This is a genomic window from Clostridium sp. AF19-22AC, assembly GCF_003479085.1.
In the GTDB taxonomy this organism is placed as follows: domain Bacteria; phylum Bacillota; class Clostridia; order Lachnospirales; family Lachnospiraceae; genus Faecalicatena_A; species Faecalicatena_A orotica.
The window spans coordinates 14,385-38,054 of the sequence record NZ_QUGN01000037.1 but is presented as its reverse complement, the minus strand read 5'-3'; the positions used below and the strand labels follow the sequence as shown (position 1 = coordinate 38,054).

The following is a 23,670-nucleotide window of genomic DNA, read 5'->3' as shown; positions in this document are numbered from 1 at the left end:
TTTTTCATTTAACTATTGACATTTATTAGCTGGACTTCTTTATATTGGACATTCTAATCGAATTCTCATTTTACAGTGAGGAATTTTTTTGTTAATTTCCGTCTTTTTTTTTACGGTATATTGAATTCCCCCAAAAATTATACTAAAACATGCGATAATATTACGATTGACGCAACGTATAAACTGTTAAAATATAGTTAGTATAAGGAGGAATTTTATGCATTACGAAGCGGAATTAATTTTTTTCAGAAAACTTTTAAGAAATTTTCACCTGAATACAAATATTTTAAATTCAAGTGAACCTGACATCCCTGTATTCGACTCAGGCCTTAGAAAGCTGATCTATTCTGAATCCGACTATTCCAGACTATTCCATGAACGTCTGGCCGACACGAAGCCCAATACCATTTACCGCGTTTCTGATGAATATCTGTGCAGTTATATCTTTTTCAGGCTGCCGGAGACAGAGGGAGACCAATGTCTGATCATAGGTCCGTATACACAGGTGGAACATCCACTCCGTGTTATATTGAACTGTGCCGAAAAACTTTCCATTCCGTCTTCACTGTTCCCGCAGCTGGAAAAGTATTACTCGGATCTGCCCCTGATTCCTGACGAAAGTACAATCTTTGCCCTTGTAAATACCTTCGGGGAAACTATCTGGGGAAGTCTGGATCATTTCTCTGTGGAATATATTGAGCGCAGCCTTCCGCAGGATTATGAGCCGGTTGCCTCCAGACCTGATTTTAAGGACACTGAGGAACCGCTTATCAGCATGCAGATCATGGAAGAACGGTATGCCGCTGAAAACAGGATGATACAGGCAGTTTCACAGGGACTTGTACATAAAGCCGAAATGATGATCTCTAACACGGCAAACCAGGGAATGGAAGACCGGATAGCCGACCCGGTCCGCAATCTGAAAAATTACTGTATCATTTTAAAAACGCTTCTAAGGAAAGGGGCCGAAGCCGGAGCCGTACACCCACTCCATATTGACAGTCTTACTTCTAAATTTGCAAAGAAGATTGAATTGATCCATTCCCCAGAGGAAGCATATGCCTTAAATCAGGAAATGGTGAGAAAATACTGCCTGCTTGTTAAAAACCATTCCATGAAGGGTTACTCTCTTCTTATTAGAAAAGTTCTGACCAGAATCGATTCTGACCTCACCGCAGACTTAAGCCTCAAAACACAGGCTGACCTACTGAATGTGAATGCCAGCTATCTTTCTACATTATTTAAGAAAGAAACCGGGACTACCCTGACCGATTATGTGAGCCGGAAACGAGTGGAACATGCAGTCTTCCTTCTAAATTCCACAGATATGCAGATACAGACAATCGCACAGTACTGCGGTATCCCGGATGTAAACTACTTTACGAAAACGTTTAAAAAATATGTGCAGAAGACGCCAAAAGAATACCGCGAAAGCGTAGCGCCTTACTCAGCGTAGATATTAGGGAATGCGCAAAAATATTACGATATTTCATAATAATTCTACTCACAGCTTTCGTTCTGAAATGCTAGAATAGCCATAAATAAGATTATAAAAATTGTTAACAATAGTAAATGGAGGAAATGAAATGCGAAATTACATGAAATTAGAAACAAACTGGCTTTTTACAAAGGAACCGCAGACAGATGTTCCTGTTACACTTAATGAAAGCTGGGAGACTGTTACCCTGCCGCATTCCTGGAACCGGTATGACGGACAGGATGGCAAAGCCGACTTCTACCGGGGAAAGTGCTGGTATGTAAAGGAACTGGATCTAGCCGGAAGAAAACCTGCAGCACGTGTATATGTGGAAGTCCCGGCTGCTTCTTCTGCCTGCGAAGTCTATATAAATGGTCAGAAAGCAGTGGAACACGAAGGCGGATACAGCCTCTTCCGCGCTGATATTACGTCCTATCTGAAAGATAAGGAAAACATATTATCCATCATGGTAAACAACGAGCATCAGGACCAGATCTATCCGCAGATGGCAGACTTCACATTCTACGGCGGCCTGTACCGGGGTGTCAATCTGATTTACGTGCCTGAGACACATTTCGATCTGGATTATTACGGCTCACAGGGGCTCATTGTATCCTCTTCCATTACAGGAGAAAAACAGGCAAAAGTAACGCTGCATGCTTATGTGGAAAATCCGGGAGAAAGTGATCAGGTTCTTTTTACCATCTATGACCAGGATAAAAAAGAAACAGCGGTAATCGCAAGGCCTGCCGAAAAAGATACTGCCGTCGAAATTACGTTGACGGACATCCATCTGTGGCAGGGCGTGGAAGATCCGTATCTCTACGGTGTAGAAGCATTATTGGTGCGTCATAATGAAGTATTGGACGAGGTACACACAAGGCATGGTTTCCGTGAATTTTCCGTAGATCCCCAGAAAGGGTTCTATCTGAATGGAGTCCTCACTCCTCTGCGCGGTGTATCCCGTCATCAGGACCGTCTGGATCTTGGAAACGCACTGACTTACAAAGAGCATTTAGAAGATGCACAGCTTATCCGGGAACTCGGGGCCAACACAATCCGTCTGGCACATTATCAGCATAGTCAGGACTTTTATGATATCTGCGATGAAATGGGATTCGTAATCTGGGCGGAGATACCGTTTATCTCTTCCATGAACCCGCTTCCGGCAGCGCATGAAAACTGTATCAGCCAGATGAAGGAGCTGATCTTCCAGAATTATAACCACGCCAGCATCTGTTTCTGGGGAATCTCCAACGAGATTACAATCGGAGGCGACTCCAATCCTCAGCTGACAGAAAACTTAAAAGACCTGAACCGCCTTGTACATGAACTGGACCCGGGCCGTCTTTCCACGATGGCACAGGTTTCCCAGCTCTCTATGGAGGACGAGCAGAACCAGATCACAGACGTACTCAGCTACAACCATTATTTCGGATGGTATCAGGGAAAAATGACAGACAATGAGAAATGGCTGGATGCTTTCCACGCGATGCATCCCGGACGTGCACTCGGTATTTCGGAGTATGGCTGTGAAGGAATCATTACGTATCACAATGACGATCCTAAAGCTGGTGATTACAGCGAAGAATATCAGGCACTGTACCATGAACACATGGTGAAAATAATCAATGAACGCCCCTGGCTGTGGGCAACGCACATCTGGAACATGTTCGACTTCGGCTGCGACGCCAGAGATGAAGGCGGCGTAGCAGGACGGAATAACAAGGGGCTTGTCACACTGGACCGCAAGGTTAAGAAAGACATCTTCTACCTGTACCAGTCATACTGGAGCAAGAACCCGGTACTGCATATCTGCAGCAAGCGCTATGCAAAGCGGGCACAGGATAAGATTACAGTTAAAATATACAGTAACAGCCCGGAAGTTGAATTATTCGCAGACGGCGTACTGGTTGAAAAGAAATCGGCCGACCATGTATTTGTCTTTGAAAACGTCAGCCTGAATGACGGATTTACAACAATTACAGCAAAAGCCGGCGGACTTACAGATACTACCTGTTTCGAAAAAGTAACCGAGCCGTATGCACCTTACGTACTGGTTGAAGACGAATCCGATACAGGTGTAACAAACTGGTTCGATGATGTTGACGTAACCCAGAAACGTCCTTTAACCTTTGATGAAGCGTATTTCTCCATTAAAGATACGATGAACGACATCCTCAAAAATGATGAAGCAAGCTCAGTACTCGTCAATTCCATCAGCAGTATGATGGGCATGAAGCTAAAAAAATCCATGCTTGCAATCATGGGCAGCCAGACTTTGGAAGGAATGAGTTCAAAACTTCCCGCAAAGGAAGGAGTCGACGGGGAGGCAATTATCTCCTATATCAATTCAGAACTGCAGAAAATCAAGAAATAAGAAGACCATATAAAACAAGGGGGGGCCGGAAAATCCGGCACCCCTTGTTTTCATTGCTGCTTTTTCTATTTTTTAGATCTCTAAGTCAAATCCGAAATATCTCACTGCATTGCGATAGGATATTCCCTTTACAATCTTCTCCAGTGCTGTATAGTCCTCCGGGTACTCTCCGTTTTCTACCCAGGCCCCGATCAGCTCACACATGATCCTTCTGAAGTATTCATGCCTTGTGTAAGATAAAAAGCTTCTGGAATCTGTCAGCATTCCTATGAAGTTTCCAAGAAGGCCCAGATTAGCCAGAGAGATCATCTGCTCTGTCATTCCTGTTTTGTTATCATTAAACCACCATGCACTTCCCTGCTGAATCTTTCCGACTGCTGAAGAATTCTGGAAGCATCCGATAATTGTACCGATAGATGCATTATCTGTCGGGTTCAGAGAATAGAGGACTGTCTTCGGAAGTTCATCCGTCTTGGCAAGGGCATTCAGATAATCTGCCATTTCAGCGGACGGTGCATAGTTATTAATACAGTCAATTCCTGCATCCGGTCCCAAAGCTTCGAATACCCTTCTGTTATTGTCCCGCTTTACTCCGTAGTGTATCTGCATAACCCAGTTCTTTTTATGATATTCTTTCCCCATCACAGTCATAAATGCCGTTTTAAATTTCAGTTCTTCCTGACGGCTTACCGCTTCCCCAGCCAGTCTTTTTGCAAAAATAGCTTCAATTTCCTCGTCAGATGCAGGAGCATACAATACGTATTCCAGACTGTGGTCTGATATTCTGCATCCATTTTCCTCAAAGAAATCCAGTCTCTTCTTCAATGCATCTGTCAGTGCTTTGAAGCTGTTAATTTCCACACCGCTTACTTCACTTAATTTTTTAAGATAGTCCGTGTAGTCCGGTTTTTCCAGATTCATTGCCTTATCCGGGCGCCATGCCGGAAGTACCTGCACATCAAAGCTCTCATCTGTAGCGATCTTCTGATGCCATTCGAGAGAATCAGCCGGATCATCCGTCGTACAGATCAGTGTAACATCAGACTGTCTGATCAGATTGCGGGCAGTCATATCGTCCTGCGCAAGTTTTTCATTACACAGATTCCAGACTTCCTCTGCTGTCTCGCTGTTCAAATATCCTGTATATCCAAAGTATTTCTTCAATTCCAGATGGCTCCAGTGATAGAGGGGGTTTCCGATTGCCATTTCCAGTGTTTCCGCCCATTTCTGGAACTTCTCACGGTCTGATGCATCTCCGGTGATGTACTTCTCCTCTACCCCGTTCGAGCGCATCTGGCGCCATTTGTAATGGTCCGCCTCCAGCCATGCCTGCGTAATATTTTCGAACTTCCTGTCCTCATAGATCTCCTGCGGGCTGATATGGCAGTGGTAATCCAGAACCGGCATTACTTCTGCATACTCATGATAAAGTTTCTTTGCTGTTTCTGTTGATAACAGAAAATCGTCATCCATGAATTTTTTCATAACTGTTCTCCATTTCTTCTTATATAATTATCTCTTCATCTCACTGTGGTAACCTGTATTTTCATGATCGTCTATAATATCCTGAATCTCGGTACATGTCAGAGACGGCATGTCTCCCGGTATCGTGTTCTTCACCGCACTGCTGGCGTTTCCGTACTTCAGTGCCTTTTCGCAGTCCCCATTCTCTGACAGAAGGCCGTAGAGCACACCGGATACATAAGCATCCCCGCTCCCGATCCGGTCCACCACCTCGATATTTTTGTATGGCTTCTCCTCATAGTAACGGTCTTTCCCTGCGTCATAGATTACAGATGTAAAGCTGTGGACTTTTGGACTGTGGACTGTTCTTTGAGTCGATGCAATGACTGATATCGGGTAGTCCCGCGCAAAACTCTTCATGATCGTTTTGACATCCCCTTCCTTGCCGAATGTCAGTCTTGCAGTATCTTCCGAGCAGAAGAAGATATCTACATATGGCAGTATGCCTTCGATGCATTCTCTTGCTTCTTCACCTGTCCACAGGTTTCCCCTGAAATTCACATCAAAGGAGATCAGTGTCCCGTGTTCTTTAAAACGTTTGATCATTTCCACGCCGGTCTTACGGCACTGCCCGCTGAGCGCCAGTGTAATCCCGGATGTGTGGAAACAGCGTGCTGCCTCGTAGATTTCTTCCGGAAATTCTTCCGCTGTAATACGGGTCATTGACGAATGCTGTCTGTCGTATACGACTCCCGGCTTTCTCGGGTAAGCGCCGTTCTCATAGTAGTAGACACCAAGTCTGGCATCCCTGCCGGTGTCATAAACGAGGTAATCATCGCTGACCCCGCTGAACCTGATTTTATTTTTTGCGAAAATGCCGATGCTCGTATCCGGTATCCTTGAAATAATACCGGATCTCAGGCCAAGCAGAGATACCCCGGAAGCAACATTGAGTTCCGCGCCCCCTACCTGCTTCTGAAAGGCATCCCCCCTGACAATCCGTTCATTATCCGGCGGTGATAATCTCAGCAGTATCTCGCCGAGTGCTAACAGGTCAAACTCTTTTTTCTGCATCTAATCCCTCCTTCATACAATCGCTGTTCCTTTGAATAAAGCTGCCACTTAAAGTGACAGCCTCATTCCATGCAATACAACCTGATAGTTCTCCGTCCCTATTTCACGTATTTATTCAACACCCCGCGCACTGCCCCTGTTCCGGCAATCATTTCGCGGAAGTATCCGCAGACTTTATCAGCCATGCCGATTTCGAATAAGTTCACGCCAAAGATCTTCTCATTTTCCAGAACCGGCTTCAGTGCAGACTCAACGTCAGCATCTTCACCAAGTCTGAACCCTGCAACATACGGGCAGACTGTATCCAGAAGCGGGTCAGGACTTAAATCGAATGCGTTTCCGTTATCATCTACTGCCATCAGATAGCGCAGCCATCCTGCAAATACAAGGGGAATCAGTTTTAGGTCACCTGTATTTCGTTCAGGGGATGCCTCATACGCTTTGATTGTCTCCCCATAACGGATTGCAAGCTTCTGTGAAGTATCTGTTGCAATTCTCTGCGGTGTGTCAGGCATAAACGGATTCGGGATACGCACATTGATTACAGTATCAATAAATTCTTTTGGATCCAGAACACCCGGATTAATAACAACAGGCAGTCCTTCTGTATATCCGATGCCCTCAACCAGTTTTTTCAGTGTATCATCTTTCATTTCTTTCGAAATCAGATCATATCCGAGTACACATCCGAATACAGCAAGTGCAGTATGGAGCGGATTCAAGCATGTGCAGACTTTCATTTTCTCAACTTTGTCTACTGTCTCACGTTCCGTGAACATCAGACCGCCCTTTTCCAGCTCAGGACGTCCGTTCGGGAAAGCATCCTCGATGACAAGATATTCACATTCCTCTGCATTTACAAATGGTGCAACATATGTGTTTTTAGATGTAACAACAGCTTCCAGTTCCTCTACGCCGTCCTTTTTCAGGATTTCCTCTACGGAGGCATCCGGGCGCGGTGTGATCTTGTCGATCATGGTCCACGGGAACGTTACTTTCTCTTTTGTATTGACATATTGAAGGAATCCTTCGTCTGTAAGCGAATTAGCGGTCCACTTTTCCGCAAAAGTATTCACTGCGGCGTACAGCTTATCCCCGTTGTGTGAACAGTTATCCATACTCACCATAGCGATCGGCTTCCCGCCGTTTTTGTAACGTGTATATAAAAGGGATGCAACTTTACCGATATAGCTTGCCGGCTTCTCCGGGCCATTATTGAAATCTGCCTCCACTGCCGGAAGAAGTTCGCCTTTTCCGTTAACGAGACTGTATCCCTTCTCCGTGATTGTAAAAGTTGCCATCTGGAGGGAATCTTTGCTGAAGATCTCTCTTAAGCGTCCGAATTCTGCATCATTTTCTGAATCTAGAATGCAGGATTCCATGACACTTCCTACGACTGTTTTTTCTACACTTCCGTCCGCTTTCAGGGTTACAAGAATGGAATAATCATCATGAGGGCGGTTCATTTTCTCAATGATCTCATAGTCAAATCCCTCTGCCACAACCAGACCTCTGTCGAGCGCCCCTTCATTCAGCAGGTTCTGCACTACATTTGCCTGAAATGCGCGGAAGATATTGCCTGCCCCGAAGTGAATCCAGAAAGGATTTTCTTTTGTAGCCGCCTTTACAGCCTCTCGGTCAAACTTTGGAAGCTGAAACCCTGCTGCTTCCCACTGTGCTTTATTTTCAAGACCTTTTTCATTTAATTTCATAACTATCTTGCTCCTTTCTCGATTGCTTCCCATAATCCATTCAGATAAGCTGCCCCTAATGCCCTGTCATACAGTCCGTATCCCGGCATTGCTACTTCATCCCAGATCATACGTCCGTGGTCTGGCCTGATCGGTCCGGTAAATCCGATCTCATACAGTGCTTTCATGATCTCATACATGTCGAATGTTCCGTCGCTTGACAGATGTGCCGCCTCTTCGAAATCGGTCGGGCTGTTAAATTTCAGGTTGCGGACATGTGCAAAATGAATTCTCCCTTTCAGTGAACGGATCATGTCCGGAAGATCATTCTGCAGGTTTGTTCCGTAAGAACCTGAACAGAATGTTACACCATTGTGCGGGTTATCTACCATATTCATCATGCGGTGGATGTTTGTCTTGTTAATAATGATACGTGGGAGTCCAAAAACGCTCCATGCAGGATCATCCGGGTGGATTGCCATGTTGATATCATATTTATCACATACCGGCATGATTCTTTCGAGGAAATACTTCAGGTTTTCAAACAGTTTATCATCGTCGATGTCTTTGTACATTGCAAAAAGGTCTTTTACATGGGCCATACGCTCCGGCTCCCATCCCGGCATCACAGTTCCGTTCATATCCCCTGCAATGGAGTCAAACATTTTCTCAGGGTCGAGCGCGTCGACTGCCTCCTGCGTGTATGCAAGAACAGTAGATCCGTCCGGTCTCACTCTTGCGAGTTCTGTACGTGTCCAGTCAAATACCGGCATGAAATTATAGCATACAAGGTGGATATCTTCTTCACCCAAGTTCTGCAGTGTTTCGATATAATTGTCAATATACTGGTCGCGGTCAGCTGCCCCTGTCTTGATCGCATCGTGTACATTCACACTCTCGATTCCTGCGACACGAAGTCCTGCTGCCTCTACCTCATCTTTCATTGCGCGGATGCGTTCCCTGCTCCAGACTTCGCCCGGTGCTGTATCATACAATGTTGTGATCACTCCGGTTACTCCCGGGATTTGTCTGATCTGTTTCAGTGTTACCGTGTCGAATTTTGAACCGTACCATCTCAATGTCATTTCCATCATATTGTTCTCCTTTTTCGTCCCATTCTGAGGCTTTTTTAGTTCCTTTTGTGCCTGTTCTTTACTTGTTAAGTTTATTATAAATCTTCCCTGAAAAAATCCAATTGGCAGAGTTGTTGTATACATTGCAAAAATTGTGAATTGAAGTTTTTTGGCAATTTTTAACACGAAAAATCCTTTGTTCTTCAAAGGAAGCACTTGCAATTTAGTTATAATCGTTGTAATATATGCATATACTAAACGTAGTTTTTAAAACTACATGCAAGGTTTTCATTTTCTAGGAGGCGTATCATTATGAACAAAAAACAATTACTGAAAGATCCCGGAAGCGCAATCACACATTTTATCGGAATGCTGATGGCAATATTTGCCGCCATTCCACTATTGATAAAAGCTGCACATGAACCAGGCAGGGTTTACATTATCTCTCTTGCCATCTACGCGGCAAGCCTGATTTTATTGTACGCAGCAAGTACCACTTACCATACGTTCGATTTATCAGAAAAAGTAAATACGATACTTAAAAAGATTGACCACATGATGATCTTCATCTTAATTGCCGGCAGCTACACACCAATTTGTCTGCTCGTGCTCAATCCCGGATCGGGGAAAATCCTGCTTGGGGTGATCTGGGGAATCGCAATCGTTGGTATCCTGATAAAAGCATTCTGGGTATTCTGTCCGAAATGGGTCTCTTCTGTGCTGTATATCGGGATGGGATGGACGTGTGTACTTGCATTTACACAACTGCTGAATAACATGTCCAGGCCGGCATTTCTATGGCTGCTTGCCGGAGGGATTATATACACGGTTGGGGGAATCATCTATGCACTGAAGGTACCGATTTTTGATAGTAAACATAAAAACTTCGGGAGCCATGAGATATTTCACCTGTTTGTGATGGGCGGAAGCGCGTGCCACTTCATACTCATGTATGCATTCCTTCTCCCATAAATTCTTCCATAAATGAAGGCAGACAAAAGAAGCCAACATAAAAAGAAACCGCGGGACCTCAAATCCTGCGGTTTCTCTATATGCCGGCTTCACTTTTATTTTCCCAGATTACTCGTACAAGTAATTCAGGCTGCGTATCCGTGTCTCTATCTCATTCTTTGTGATATATTCACTGACTGTCTTTGGAACGTATTGTTTCCATTCTTTTTCTTCTGCGATGAATTTCCTTATATCAGTCCCAGTGATCCCCTTTTCTTCCGGACTTTTTTTCCAGAGTACCTCTGTCTTAAGCCCCAGATCCTCGAGTATCCTGAGCTGCTCTTCATCCCACTCACTGCAGATGCTCACATAGTGGGTGGCACCTTTCGGAACATACTGTGGGATCAGGTCCGGCTGGCTGATCGGAAATGGGATAATCTCATATTCTTCTCTCGTTACGCCGAAATCCGCCAGAGCACCCTGTATCATTTCAAAACGCTCGAAGTAAGTAAGCGGATTGTCTCTTTTTGTAGTACCGTGCATATCCAGATCCGATGTTGCCGCATATGCCACAATGTCTGAATGTGTGATGCCGATAAACAGTTTTTTACACCTCATCTTTGCGGCTAGTAAATATTCCATATGCTTTAAATGAAAGATCTGGAATCTTCCATGTATAACCCCTGTCTCTACCATTCCCTCAGGCTCCTCTCCTGTATTTCACCAGACATTCTTCCGATTGTGACCGTCCGGTGCGTCAATAAATACAAGTATAATACAGATTTCTAAAGAAAGCAAATAAACGGGCGTTAAGATTTCCTTATGATTTCCTATATCTTATCAATCTTCTTCCTGATTTCCAGCATTTTCCTGTCAAGGGTCCCTATAATGTCTGAGCATGCCCTCAGTTCTTCGTCGATTACTTCTGCCTCTTTGCGTCCTCTTTTATACCTCAGCTGATGATCCAGATTCGCCCAGTAATCCATTGCCGCAGTACGAAGCTGTAGTTCTGCCTTCATCCACTGCGTTCCGCCCTGAAACCCGATGGGGATTTCCATAATAATATGAAGACTCCGGTAACCGGAAGATTTCGGATCTTTGATATAGTCCTTAACCTTTACAATCTTAACGTCCTTCTGTTCCGACAAAATTTCCGCTATGCGGTAGATATCATCCACATAAGAACAGATTGCCCTGACGCCGATCAGGTCATTGATTTTCTCAAGCGCATTCGAAAAGTTCTTCTCCAGTCCTTTTTTCTTCATCTTCTTGCACGTGCTCTCGTAAGACTTCATCCGCCCTGTCTTCATCTGGATAACATTGCGGTCCAGAATCATGGACAGCTCAATGTTAATAATATCCAGCTTTGTCAGAATCAGGCTGATCGCACATTCACCCTTCACGCTGAAATCACTGTTGACCAGATTTTCCTTTAACTTATTACTTTCCTTTTTCATTCAGACACTAACTTCTCTCTACTTAATTTGGGCATACAATATACCAAACATACACAATACAGTCTTTTACTAATATATGTTAACAACCACGGAAACATACATCTATCACTGCATAGTTAGCATCATGTTAAATTCATGTAAGGGCTAATAATCTGAATCTTCTGAAAACGGACCGCAAAGGGGTCTGACCCCTATGAATTTCCTGATCTCCCCCCAGCTTTCCATCAGCCGGTCTATTGAGTATGCGGCATTCGCCGGGCTCGTGGAGGGAAGCCCTGTTATGTCCCTTCCGGTCCGGCTTTTGCTGTACTTTTCGTACAATTTTTCTGCCGTTCTGCCATTGGCGTAAATCCGCCTGATATTGCATTCTTTTAGGATGCGGTTTAAGTCAGCAGGCACGACATTGCGGATGCTGCTGTCGCTGGAGCCTTTGATCTCACAACTGGCGATGACGTCCCAGACTGCGATGCCGTGTTCTAAGAGTAAGGCCTTTTTCTCTTCTATCGTTTCCGGGACTTCACTGTCCGTGAGTCTTGCTATGACCTTCCAGAAGCGGTTCTGAGGATGGCCGTAGTAGAATTGGTTCTCCCGTGACTTGACCGAGGGAAATGTCCCCAGTACCAGAACTTTGGAATCCTGATTAAAAACCGGTTCAAATTCATGTGTTACCTGACTCACACCTTCCATATTTTCTTGACTTCTCCTTCCAGGGCCGTCAGATCTTCTTCATCCGGATGGGACAGTGCCCTGTCAAAGTTATCAAGCATTGCCTTTATCTTCTCATCCTGCGGGTCTTTTTCCTGCATGGCCGCGTAGCGCTGCCTCACTCTGTCCTGCATCCGTCCCTGACACATGAAACTTCCTTTTAATATACCACTTTCCGGTACAAATGCTGATACCCGGTTCATTATCTGGTTAAAATATTCTTTTGAACCTCCGAATCCGGCGGTCCCGAACAAAAATATCTCTTTGCCTTCCAGCTTTTCTATAAATTCCCCGATATCTTCACTGCAAATACCCTTATCTGTCCAGAACCCTGCAAACACAACGTCTGCATCGGGAACCGCCTCCGGCACGCCTCCGAAATAGACGCAGTCCTCTTCCCCCAATGCTTCCCGGATTCTCTCAGCCAGCATTTCCGTATTTCCTGTGAGACTGTTATACACTACTGCATATGTCATAGCCATTCTCCTCTCTGTGTGAATCATCTGCTCGTCTTTTATATTCCCACTATTATACTCTTCATGCTGTCAAAATACAACAGCCCCGCGTCAGCTGGTTCCGGCACGGCATCACCAAAAAAGCAGGAAACCTTTCACAGGCCCCTGCTTTTCGTTCTACATTGCTTCGTGGAAAGTACGCATAATCACTTCTTTCTGCTGTTCCCTCGACAATTTATGGAAATTAACCGCATATCCTGAAACACGGATCGTCAGATTCGGATACTTTGCCGGATTCTCATATGCTTCCATCAGCATTTCCCGGTTCATCACATTTACGTTGATGTGATGTGCAAGCTGCTTAAAATACCCGTCCAGTATATGTACCAGATTCTCCTGCCGCTCTTTCTCTGTCTTTCCAAGTGTGTCCGGGGTAATGGAAAAGGTATTGGAAATCCCGTCCCTGCAGTCATCATAAGAAAGCTTCGCAACAGAATTCAAAGACGCCAGCGCACCGTTTTTCTCTCTGTTATGCATCGGATTCGCTCCGGGGGCAAATGGTTCCTTTGCCTTACGCCCGTCCGGCGTGGCCCCTGTCTTCTTTCCATACATGACATTTGAGGTAATGGTCAGTACTGAAAGCGTATGGACCGCGTTTCTGTATGTCTTTGTCTTCTTCAGTTCTTTAGACATATCTGCCAGAATCTGCTTTGCTATATCATCCGCCCTGTCATCGTCGTTCCCATAAGTCGGAAACTCTCCCTTGGTCTCAAAATCTACAATATATCCCTTTTCATCCCGGACCGGTTTTACCTGTGCATACTTAATCGCGCTCAGTGAATCTGTCAGTACTGACAGTCCTGCCACACCGCAGGCCATAAAGCGTTCCACCTCGGTATCATGCAGTGCCATCTGTGTCTTCTCGTATGCATACTTATCATGCATGTAGTGGATCACATTCAGGGTATTGATATATAACCTGCATATCCATTCCCTGTATTTTTCCAGCCGGCCCATAACCTCGTCATAATCCAGCACGTCACCCTCATAGACAGGCATTTCCGGGCCTGCCGGGGATTTGGAAAATGTATCATAGCCGCCGTTAAGTGCAAGGAGCAGAAGCTTCGGCAGATTACATCTGGCCCCGAAAAACTGCATCTGCTTGCCAATCTTCATGGCAGAAACACAACATGCGATGCCGTAATCATCCCCGTATACTGGCCTCATCAGGTCATCATTTTCATACTGAATTGCATCCGTATCAATCGACGCTTTCGCACAGAAATCTTTGAATCCCTGAGGAAGTTTCTCAGACCAGAGTACAGTCAGGTTCGGCTCCGGCGCCGGTCCCAGGTTATACAATGTATTCAGGAAACGGAAGCTGTTCTTTGTGACAAGCGTGCGCCCCTGTTCATCCATTCCGCCGATCGACTCTGTAATCCACATCGGGTCACCACCGAACAGTTCGTTATACTCCGGTGTCCGCAGATGTCTTGCCATACGCAGCTTCATAACAAAGTCATCAATCAGCTCCTGTGCATGTACCTCGTCCAGTACTCCTGCTTCCATATCCCTCTGGATATAAATATCCAGAAATGTGCTCGTTCTTCCAAGCGACATCGCCGCACCATTCTGTTCCTTAATGGATGCAAGATATGCAAAGTATGTCCACTGGATTGCCTCACGTGCATCGGATGCGGGGTCTGAAATATCGTAGCCGTACATATTGGCCATCTCTTTCATCTTATTCAAAAAGTTAATCTGCTGGAACAGTTCTTCGGACAAACGGATGGACTCCACATCAAAATCACCTTCCCCGATTTCCTTCTTATCTCTCAGTTTTTCTTCGATCAGTATATCCACACCATATAAAGCAACACGGCGGTAATCACCGATGATCCGTCCCCGGCCGTATGCATCCGGAAGTCCCGTCAGAATCCCTGCGTGTCTGACCTTCCTCATCTCTTCCGTATATACGCGGAATACACCGTCATTATGTGTCGTGCGGTACTGGAATTCCTGCTCGATCTTGTCGGAAAGCTCATAGCCATACGCCTTGCACGCTTTCCGCGCCATATTAATCCCACCGAAAGGATTCACCCCCCTTTTCAGGGGACGGTTCGTCTGAAGCCCGACGATAAGCTCATCCTCCCTATCCAAATACCCCGGCTGGTACGCCGTCAAAGATGACACCGACTGTGTATCAATATCCAGCACACCGCCGAAATCCTGTTCCAGCTTCAACAGACTATTCAGTCTGTCCATCAGTCTGGCCGTACGTTCAGTCTTTGCCTCAAGAAACTCATCTGTTCCTTCATAGGATGTTACATTCTTCTGGATAAAATCCCTTACATTAATCTCTTTCTGCCAATCCCCCGCTGTAAAACCTTTCCATTGCTCAAAGTTCTTCTGTTCCATGACATCTCCTCCGTTCAAATTACAGATTTTAGTATTTGCCCACTATTTGGTGCCCATGAACTCTAAACAGAGTTTCGCTTGCGAAACTCGCGCCTGCGGCGGTCGCCCTGCGACATCTACAGCTTACGCCGCAGTGCGCATCCCGCCGGGAGGGCTTTTTATTTCTTAGGACGTACTTTCCTATGAAATAAAAAAGGGCAACTCAATAATGAGCTGCCCAGACGGTCGGCGTTTACATTCTATGCTCCCACGTGGTATGCTCCACTTTTCCGTCAGTCACATAGAACCTTCAAATTCCCAATGAAGTCTGTTTCTTAATGTCGTACCTTCAGTATAAACACAAATGCATAAATTTTGCAATACTTTTTTTCATTTTCTTTATTCTTTAATTCTGAAACTATTTTCTATGGACGGAGCCCCAGCCCGCCTTCCAGAGTAATTGTCTCACCGGACATATATTTGAAGTCAGGAGAACCAAGATGTACACAAACCCTCCCGATATCCAGTTCCGTGTCTCCGAAACGCCCCATCGGCACTGCCTTTAGGTTCTTCTCATATGCCTCCGGATAGGATTCTTTAAAGTTTTCAAGCTGTGCAGTTAGTGCAAGCGGGCATACAACATTCACGTTGATATTATCCTTGCCCCACTCTGTTGCCGCGACACGGGAAAGTCCGCGAATCCCTTCCTTTGCCGCTGCATAAGAAGACTGTCCCGCGTTACCGAACAATCCTGCCCCGGATGCAAAGTTGATAACAGTCCCTTGTGATTCCTTTAAATAAGGGTAGCATGCCCTCATATAATAGAAAGTCGCATAGAGTCCTGAATAAATACCGAGGTCAAAGTGATCCTTCGTCTGCATGGAAAGCGGAATCCCGGATGCAGAAGCCTGAGCGTTGTTAATCAGGATATCAATCCGCCCAAATTCCTCGATTGTCTTCTTAATCACATTTTTTACCGTTTCTTCCGACTCATCATCCGGAGTGACGTCAGCCTGTGCTGCCAGTACTTTCACACCGTAGAGGCGTTCGAGTTCTTCCTTTGCATCCAACAGCTTCTGCTCGTTCCTCCCAGTCAGGACAAGACTTGCACCTTCTTTTGCATAAGCAGTTGCGATACCGTAACCGATTGATTTTGCTTTTCCCCCACCGGTAATGATAGCAACTTTTCCATCAAAAACACCCATTTTACAACATCTCCTTTTTCAGAAAATTTATCACCTGCCTTTATAATAATCGTTTGTTAAAAAATAATCAAGCCTGATTGTCTAAATAAATAAACTTTTTATATCCATAATATTTGCAATTTTATGTACCGCATGAATCTGCTCCGGAAAGTGTGCCCCCCACAATGCAAGTGCCCCGTCCACACCGGCTTTCCGGGCACATTCCATGTCATACACAGAGTCACCTATATAGAGAACCTTTGATGGCTCTGCCGCCATTTTTTCCAGTAAACACAACATTGGCTCTGGCTCCGGTTTATGCTTCACTGTGTCATCCGCATTGACTACTGTATCGAAATATTTTATAAAATTGTACTGGGCTGTACTCTTTTGGAATTCCGGTTTTGTACGTGAAGTTACGATTCCAAGGCGGACCCCGGCCGCATTTAGCCACTGCACGATTTCATCGATTCCGTCAAATGGCTTCTGAAGATATTCGTATCTCCCCATATAGGCCAGCCACATTTCCATTGCCTTGTCCGGCTCAGGCAGTTCGAGCCGGCGCAGCGCCTCAGCCCCGGTAATACCAAGCGCAAAATACAGTTTTTCGAACGGATACAGATGTCCTGTCATCCGAAGCAGCATATGCTGCAGTGAAAGCAGTATCGTCTCCTCTGTGTTAATCAATGTACCGTCTACGTCAAAAACAACCACATCATATTTCATACTATTTTACCCCTTACCTTGCAATCCATGTTTGATACATTTATAATAGCACATACAAACACATTTTTTAATGTTCTTTTATGTTTTATTTTATTAATAACAGAGGAGATTTTGTGCCATGAATCATCAGAAACAACCAGAACGAACAGAAAATACACTTGACGGTATTGGCCGCCGCCAGCAGATCCTTCAAAAACTGGAGGAGTACGGAGAAGTTTCCGTCCATACCCTGGCGGAAGAATTCTTAGTCTCACCGATGACAATCAGGCGTGACCTTCACTTCTTTGCCCGTCAGGGAATTCTGGAAACCCACTACGGAGGAGCCCACCTCTGTAAAGACAGAAGCACCATCCCTGATTTTCCCACACGAAGCGAAAAGCTGATGCAGTATAAGCAGGCGATTGGCAAAGCGGCCGCCGGTTTTATAAAAGAAGGGGACAGTATATTCCTCGATTCGGGCACCACCGCCATACAGATCATCAAATATTTTCCGGACGTCCATGCCACTCTGATTACAAACTCTCTGGCAGCGATCCAGCAGCTCAGCACGAATAAAAAGGTGAAGCTGATCGTTGCCCCCGGAACGTACCGGGAGCAGATCGGGGGAAGCCTGGATATATCGACCGTCGAATTTTTCCGGCGCTACCGGGCGGATAAGAGCTTTATCGGCACCCTGTACTGCTCCACAAGTATGGGCATGACTACCTCCGAAGAAATGGATGCAGTCCTCAAGCGTACACTGTGCATGCAGAGCCGCCAGTCATTTCTCATGGCGGACCACACGAAATTTACCGACGGCGGACTGGTCAAGTTCACCGAATTTACTGATTTTGACTATATCCTGACCAATAAAGAGCTTGACCCGGAACTTCAGGAAAGAGTCCGGGCATTGAATGCAAATCTGGTGCTGTGCTGACACATCCTTACTTTAATTCCATCGGCCTGCCGTCCAGAGCCGCATAGAGAAGAGTGTCGGCTTTGTCGTAGACCAGTTTCAGTGAAAAGAACTCCCGGCCCTCATTCAGCAGACGGAAAAATATCTTGTCACCTTCCCATATATTCAAATCTAACACGGCATCCTTGTCCACCCATTCCAGCTCTCCTTCATCACACATAATGGGTTCCCCCGTGAACCCGTCCGCCGTATACAGGGACATGTATTCCACAACATCGTCCCCATATACAAAGGTCACAATGCCACGGTACTTGTAAGAGGTCAGTGTATAGCCGGTCTCCTCCCGGACTTCCCTTAAAAGACATTCCTCGGGACTTTCCTTTTCCTCAAAATGACCGCCCACCCCGATCCACTTATCCTTATTGACATCATTCTTCTTCACGGTTCTATGCAGCATCAGATATTGATGATCCTTCTCGATGTAACATAGTGTACTTAATTTAAACATAGCTGTTCCTTTCTTCTTCCTCATTTTCTGGTTCACAAAGCCGTTGTTTTCACCTTTTCCACAACAGCGCTCCTATTGCCTGAATCTTTTTCGTAATTCTATTATACATCAAAGCAGCGAAAAGGGGCAGGTCATAATGGATTGATATCCATGACCTGCCCCCTTGCTTATATCATTTTTCTTCTGCTGTTCTCTGTTCCTTTTTTAAGCAGCTTATCAAACCGGCAGACTATCCCGCACACACAGTGCCCCCCACCCCAGCTGGTTGTTCGGCCATTCCGTAAATCCCGGGAGCTCCTTTGCCCCCCTTCGCATATAAGCCTTGACCTTCTCCCCGTACAGATACGGGTCATTCCCATTCACGATCCCCCACTCCATCAGAAGTGCGGCACTCCCTGTCACAAACGGTGTGGCAAATGAGGTGCCGCTGAATTCTGCATATCCGCCTCCTGCTGCTACGGTTGTTATCCGTACTCCGGGTGCTGCAATATCGGGTTTGGATGAGGATATTCCCTCATACACTCTGGCCGGGCCCCTGCCTGAAAAATCAGCATATCCGAAGGTTAGTGCATTGTACGCTCCCACAGTGATCACCCGGGAAGCTGTAGAAGGGATAGTGAGTGTTGTATCACTCCGCGGAAACAGAAAGGCGGTACCGATATTCAACGCGCTCTGGCTTGGAAGCCACATCTCAAATTCTCCCGTAACAATTCTCCTCGGCGTCAGTATAATCCGCCACACACCGCTGTCTATATAGGACTGTCTTGGCAGGAAGTCGATAAAGATCTCCTGGCGCACACTGTAAGGGCTCGGTTCGCCATAGTAGAGCAGAATCTCCGTGCCTCCCAGTACAAATCTCTGGGGGCCGAGTATTTCCTGAATCGGCCCGACGCGTACACCGGAAGGACTGACCAGTGAGACATCAACCTGATCCACATAAGATTTCCAGATCTGTACATTTACCGTCGGCTCATTCATTTTAACTCCCAGCTGCACTTCCTCCTCCACATTCTCTGTCAGGATGCCTGAAGTATGCCCTGCGCTTGTTCCTTCATTTCCGCTTCCCACACAGATCACACTTTTCCAGTAATTTGATATATCATCCAGAAAACGTTCCAGGAGAGACATCCCATCATGTGAACCGTACGTGTTTCCAAAGCTGATGTTCACCGCCACAGGCATCTGATATTCCAGAGCTTTCCTGATCACATAATCGACCCCCTGCATCAGTTCCGTTGTTCTCGGAAATCCATCCTGTCTGGGGCTGCCAAGTTTCACGACCAGAAGTTCACACTCCGGCGCCACGCCGGCATACTGCCGTCCCGGGCTTCCCGCCCCATTTCCAGCCGCGACCCCGGCAACAGCAGTCCCATGTCCGGAAATATCCCGGCTTGGCACGATCCGCTCACGCCCGGCACGGTCCGTCTGTCTGAGGGCTTCATTAATCTGTTCCTCCGTGTATTCTGTTCCTATGTAATACCCCTCCGGCGGATTTCCCGGAATTGTCTGATCCCATAAGGCACGTATTCTTGTTGTTCCGTCCGCATTCCTGAAATCATCGCTGGCATAATCAATCCCGCTGTCAACAATAGCTGTCAAAACCCCTTTTCCCAGTAAAGAAAAAGGAGTTTGCTGCACAGGACCTATGCAGGAAACTCTCTTTCCATTGGCAGCCTCAAAAAAAAGCCGCTTTGGTTTTTCTATAAATTCAATCTGTGGTATAACTGCCAGAGAATTAATAAGAGATTCCCTGACAGTAATAACCGCATATTCATTAGACAGTTCTGTTACGCCTGAAGCCAGTTCACGGACAGCATCAAGAGTGCCTGAGTATTTAATGATCAGGTCCCATTCCCGGTCAATGGGGTTGAATCCAACCTCCAGTTCCAGCGATCTCATTCTTTCTTCTTCCGTAGCATCCAATGCAAGATTCAGCAGATTTTCCACCTTCTGGCTCATAAAAGCACTCCCATCACTTATTGTTTTCCATACAACATGATCTTTTGCCTGCCACTTCCTTCAACCGGAAGAAAACTATCTGCCTTCTCCCTTATATGCCGCAAATGCATAAGGCAGAAAATATCCCTGATCGTGACGACAGACCGGGCACACCTTTGGAGCCTGCTTCCCTTCATGGATATATCCGCAGTTCGTACAGATCCACTTAGATTCCTGATCACAGGCAAAATACTGGTTTTCCTCAAGCAGCTTTGCCACTTCCCCAAAACGGACCTGATGTACATGCTCGATTTCCGCAGTCTGGTAAAAAGCAGATGCAGCCTCAAGAAATCCCTCTTCTTTTGCAATATCCCCGAATTTCTGGTATACATCTTCATACTCTTCTTTTTCATTGTGCTCCGCAGCACGCAGAAGTTCTGCCAGCGTCTCCTGCTGGTCAACCGGATAGCCGCCGTCAATAAAGATGGTCTCTCCGGATAAATCCTTCAGAAGTTCATAGTATCTCTCTGCATGGGCCCTCTCCTGCTCAGCCGTGTAAAGGAAAATGTCCTCAATTGTATACATCTTCTGGTCCCTTGCCTTTTCGGCAGCAATCGTATAGCGGTTTCTTGCCTGGCTCTCACCCGCAAATGCTCTCATCAGATTTTCTTTTGTTTTACTCTCAGAAAAATTAACAGCCATAATACACACTCCTTTTTTAATAGTAGTATGTACCAGCGGCGGTAAAATATACCTTCTCAGGCACCAGTTATTTAAATTTCATACAAAAAGGACACCCCGCGTACATGCGTAAGGTGCCCTGAATATTCCCCATGCTCCTTCTGGGCCGGCTTCTATACATCTAGTTGAATCCAATGAGCCTTCTTGCCACATTATAAGCCAGAGAAGATACTTTTCGGCCGGTTTTTCCGGGGAGGTTGATAGTTTGTCCCAGAATTCCGTAGCGTATCTTCATATAAGCCCCGTAATCCTTCTTCTTCAGATACTGCCACAATTCCTTTTTCTTCTCCAGATTCTCCTTCTTCTTGGAACGGATACAGAGGATCGAAGAAACTGTCATCATAATCGCAAGATAATTGACCATATACTTTCTCAGCTTCTTACTGGAAATCATTCTTAATTCGTACATAGCGATCATACTCTTCGTCACGAATATCTGCTGGTCAATCCGGCTGATCATAATCTTTTCATTGACGGACTGGTCTTCGCGCCCGATGAAATAACGGTAGAAATCCACGTCCATATAGTACATCGTCCGCACATGCGGCAGAGGATAGTATACATAAATGTTGTCCACATAGAATGTATGCTTCGGAAGCCGCAGCTGGCAGAGCTTCAACATCTCTGTCCGGTAAATCACGGAATGCATCAGGATATACTGGTCAAGACGGAAATGCCCGATATCGTCCCAGTGGAAAATCTGGTTCTGCGGAAGTACATTTCTGTAATTTATCACTTTCTTATGTTCCATGCCCACTTTCTCATACACATAGTTGGATATAATCATGTCCACTGTCGTATCTGTCTGCACAAATGTCTTTACCGCATCGAGTATCTCCATCAGTGCAGTCTCATCCACCCAGTCGTCACTGTCAACCACCTTAAAATATCGTCCTGCCGCATGCGCGAGGCCGCTGTTAACCGCATCACCGTGGCCTCCATTTTCCTTATTTACCACCTTCACGATTGTAGGGTACTGTTCCGCATACCGCTTGGCTATCTTCTTCGTCTTGTCTGTGGAACCGTCATTCACGACGATAATCTCCACATCCTCCCCGCCTTTTAGAATAGACTGAATTGCTTTTTCCATGTATGCTTCTGAATTGTAGCATGGAATCGCAAAAGATATATATTTCATAATTAAGCTCCTCTTTACTAAGATAAAGCAATTATACTGCACATTTCACAAATTTCCAACTACTTTTCAAGAAAAAGGACTTTTCTTCATATTGTAAAAAGTCCTTTTATCCCTTATAGTTAACTTAAATGATATTGATTCTATAAACATCTGGAGGGTAGATTATGAAGAAAAATGTGATTGTAGGACAATCCGGCGGACCAACTGCCGTGATTAACGCCAGTCTTTACGGCGTTGTGTACGAAGCACTGAACAGAGAGGATACTTTTGGAACTGTATACGGAATGATCAACGGGATCGAAGGCTTTCTTTCGGATCATTATATGGATATGAAGCCGCTTGAGATTTCCGGTGAACTGGAGCTGGTTAAAAATACACCGGGATCTTATTTAGGTTCCTGCCGCTATAAACTGCCGGAAGATCTGAATGACAGCGTTTATGTCCAATTATTTGAAAAATTCGAGGCGCTGGATATCGGTTACTTTTTCTATATCGGCGGGAATGATTCTATGGATACTGTCAGCAAACTCTCACGTTATGCCAGAAAAGTTTCCAGCGATATCCGGGTGATCGGAATTCCAAAAACTATCGACAATGACCTCGTGGAAACAGACCATACCCCGGGATTTGGGAGCGCGGCGAAATATATTGCCTCGACAGTCCGCGAGATTGCAATTGACGCGTCTGTTTATGATAATAAGAAGTCTGTCACCATCGTGGAAATCATGGGACGCCATGCGGGCTGGCTGGCCGCTGCCAGTGTGCTCGCACGGAAATTCGAGGGAGACAACCCTGTATTAGTCTATCTCCCGGAATCTGATTTCAATCAGGACGTATTCATCAGCAAGGTCCGCAAGTCTATGGAAAAGACACCGAATCTCGTTGTATGTATTTCCGAGGGCATCCATGATAAGAACGGCACATTTATCTGTGAGCTGGCAAGTGATGTTGGTGTAGATGCATTCGGCCATAAGATGCTGACCGGTTCCGGCAAATATCTTGAAAATCTGGTGAAAGAACGGCTCGGTGTGAAAGTCCGTTCCATCGAATTGAATGTCTGCCAGCGCTGCTCTTCATCCATGTTATCGAAGACAGACCAGAAAGAGGCCATCGCCTCCGGCGCTTACGGTGTGAAATGTGCCATCGAAGGCGAGACCGGCAAGATGATTGCATTTAAAAGAGAAAAGGACGAGCCATATACCATCGGATATACCACTGCAGATGTAGACATCATTTGTAATAAAGAAAAAACTGTTCCCGATGAGTGGATTACAAAAGACGGGACAGATGTCAGTGACGAATTCATTACCTATGCGAAACCGCTCATTCAGGGTGAAGTCAGCGTGGCTATGGAGGACGGCGTACCGAAATTTGCATACCGCAGGACAAAATCTGGCTCTTCCAAATTTTAAAACC

The 23,670-nt window shown here is 45.6% G+C and carries 20 protein-coding genes and 1 riboswitch; of the genes, 5 read left to right on the top strand and 15 right to left on the bottom strand.

Features of this window, described 5'->3' with window-relative positions:
* The first annotated feature begins 217 nt into the window (after nt 1-217).
* Entirely contained in the window at nt 218-1,456 is a 1,239-nt protein-coding gene (locus DWX43_RS25580; RefSeq protein WP_118622780.1) for a helix-turn-helix domain-containing protein, read from the top strand.
* Between the two features lie 130 nt (nt 1,457-1,586).
* Entirely contained in the window at nt 1,587-3,857 is a 2,271-nt protein-coding gene (locus DWX43_RS25575) for a glycoside hydrolase family 2 TIM barrel-domain containing protein (RefSeq protein WP_118622778.1), read from the top strand.
* Nucleotides 3,858-3,929: 72 nt separating this feature from the next.
* Here the strand turns inward: DWX43_RS25575 and uxaC are convergent, their stop codons facing one another.
* The 4 genes from uxaC to uxuA form a co-directional block, all read right to left on the bottom strand.
* The gene (gene uxaC / locus DWX43_RS25570) at nt 3,930-5,342 is read right to left on the bottom strand and encodes a glucuronate isomerase (protein ID WP_118622776.1); all 1,413 of its coding nucleotides are present in this window, start codon (nt 5,340-5,342) and stop codon (nt 3,930-3,932) included.
* Between the two features lie 27 nt (nt 5,343-5,369).
* A complete protein-coding gene (locus DWX43_RS25565; protein WP_118622774.1) occupies nt 5,370-6,395 on the bottom strand; it encodes a sugar kinase in 1,026 nt (341 codons plus the stop codon).
* Nucleotides 6,396-6,493: 98 nt separating this feature from the next.
* On the bottom strand, nt 6,494-8,107 hold the full coding sequence (locus DWX43_RS25560; protein ID WP_118622772.1) for a mannitol dehydrogenase family protein: 1,614 nt from the start codon (nt 8,105-8,107) through the stop codon (nt 6,494-6,496).
* Between the two features lie 2 nt (nt 8,108-8,109).
* The gene (uxuA, locus tag DWX43_RS25555) at nt 8,110-9,177 is read right to left on the bottom strand and encodes a mannonate dehydratase (protein WP_118622784.1); all 1,068 of its coding nucleotides are present in this window, start codon (nt 9,175-9,177) and stop codon (nt 8,110-8,112) included.
* 294 nt (nt 9,178-9,471) lie between these two features.
* On the opposite strand from uxuA, the gene DWX43_RS25550 reads away from it, so the two are divergent.
* The gene (locus tag DWX43_RS25550; protein ID WP_109732388.1) at nt 9,472-10,131 is read left to right on the top strand and encodes a hemolysin III family protein; all 660 of its coding nucleotides are present in this window, start codon (nt 9,472-9,474) and stop codon (nt 10,129-10,131) included.
* A gap of 108 nt (nt 10,132-10,239) precedes the next feature.
* Here the strand turns inward: DWX43_RS25550 and DWX43_RS25545 are convergent, their stop codons facing one another.
* From DWX43_RS25545 to DWX43_RS25515, 7 genes are all read right to left on the bottom strand, one after another.
* Nucleotides 10,240-10,806, bottom strand: coding sequence for a nicotinate-nucleotide adenylyltransferase (locus DWX43_RS25545; RefSeq protein WP_118622770.1), 567 nt, complete (start codon nt 10,804-10,806; stop codon nt 10,240-10,242).
* Between the two features lie 134 nt (nt 10,807-10,940).
* Nucleotides 10,941-11,567 carry a GTP pyrophosphokinase gene (locus tag DWX43_RS25540; RefSeq protein ID WP_118622768.1) on the bottom strand — a complete coding sequence of 209 codons (627 nt, stop codon included), beginning with the start codon at nt 11,565-11,567 and terminating at the stop codon, nt 10,941-10,943.
* A gap of 144 nt (nt 11,568-11,711) precedes the next feature.
* Nucleotides 11,712-12,254, bottom strand: a complete 543-nt coding sequence (locus DWX43_RS25535; RefSeq protein ID WP_118622766.1) for a DNA-deoxyinosine glycosylase — start codon at nt 12,252-12,254, stop codon at nt 11,712-11,714.
* Nucleotides 12,242-12,748 carry a flavodoxin family protein BilS gene (gene bilS / locus DWX43_RS25530; RefSeq protein ID WP_118622764.1) on the bottom strand — a complete coding sequence of 169 codons (507 nt, stop codon included), beginning with the start codon at nt 12,746-12,748 and terminating at the stop codon, nt 12,242-12,244. Before bilS ends, DWX43_RS25535 begins: the two co-directional genes overlap by 13 nt.
* Nucleotides 12,749-12,904: 156 nt before the next feature.
* Complete coding sequence (gene pflB / locus DWX43_RS25525; protein ID WP_118622762.1) at nt 12,905-15,145, bottom strand: formate C-acetyltransferase; 2,241 nt, start codon at nt 15,143-15,145, stop codon at nt 12,905-12,907.
* 208 nt (nt 15,146-15,353) lie between these two features.
* A riboswitch (ZMP/ZTP riboswitch) is annotated at nt 15,354-15,435 on the bottom strand.
* Between the two features lie 114 nt (nt 15,436-15,549).
* The gene (locus DWX43_RS25520; protein WP_109732383.1) at nt 15,550-16,329 is read right to left on the bottom strand and encodes an SDR family oxidoreductase; all 780 of its coding nucleotides are present in this window, start codon (nt 16,327-16,329) and stop codon (nt 15,550-15,552) included.
* A gap of 81 nt (nt 16,330-16,410) precedes the next feature.
* Nucleotides 16,411-17,034 (bottom strand): HAD family hydrolase, encoded by a 624-nt coding sequence (locus tag DWX43_RS25515; RefSeq protein ID WP_118622760.1) that lies wholly within the window; start codon nt 17,032-17,034, stop codon nt 16,411-16,413.
* Nucleotides 17,035-17,152: 118 nt separating this feature from the next.
* Between DWX43_RS25515 and DWX43_RS25510 the strand changes: the two genes are divergently transcribed.
* The gene (locus DWX43_RS25510; RefSeq protein WP_118622758.1) at nt 17,153-17,950 is read left to right on the top strand and encodes a DeoR/GlpR family DNA-binding transcription regulator; all 798 of its coding nucleotides are present in this window, start codon (nt 17,153-17,155) and stop codon (nt 17,948-17,950) included.
* 7 nt (nt 17,951-17,957) lie between these two features.
* Here DWX43_RS25510 and DWX43_RS25505 read toward each other — a convergent pair whose 3' ends face one another.
* The 4 genes from DWX43_RS25505 to DWX43_RS25490 all read right to left on the bottom strand — a co-directional run bounded on the left by DWX43_RS25505 (nt 17,958) and on the right by DWX43_RS25490 (nt 22,254).
* A complete protein-coding gene (locus DWX43_RS25505) occupies nt 17,958-18,437 on the bottom strand; it encodes an 8-oxo-dGTP diphosphatase (protein ID WP_109732415.1) in 480 nt (159 codons plus the stop codon).
* Nucleotides 18,438-18,653: 216 nt separating this feature from the next.
* Complete coding sequence (locus DWX43_RS25500; RefSeq protein WP_118622756.1) at nt 18,654-20,396, bottom strand: S8 family peptidase; 1,743 nt, start codon at nt 20,394-20,396, stop codon at nt 18,654-18,656.
* Nucleotides 20,397-20,471: 75 nt separating this feature from the next.
* Nucleotides 20,472-21,077 carry a rubrerythrin gene (rbr, locus tag DWX43_RS25495; RefSeq protein ID WP_118622754.1) on the bottom strand — a complete coding sequence of 202 codons (606 nt, stop codon included), beginning with the start codon at nt 21,075-21,077 and terminating at the stop codon, nt 20,472-20,474.
* A gap of 160 nt (nt 21,078-21,237) precedes the next feature.
* Entirely contained in the window at nt 21,238-22,254 is a 1,017-nt protein-coding gene (locus DWX43_RS25490; protein WP_118622752.1) for a glycosyltransferase family 2 protein, read from the bottom strand.
* Between the two features lie 164 nt (nt 22,255-22,418).
* Between DWX43_RS25490 and DWX43_RS25485 the strand changes: the two genes are divergently transcribed.
* Nucleotides 22,419-23,666 carry a 6-phosphofructokinase gene (locus tag DWX43_RS25485; RefSeq protein ID WP_118622750.1) on the top strand — a complete coding sequence of 416 codons (1,248 nt, stop codon included), beginning with the start codon at nt 22,419-22,421 and terminating at the stop codon, nt 23,664-23,666.
* Nucleotides 23,667-23,670 lie beyond the last annotated feature (4 nt).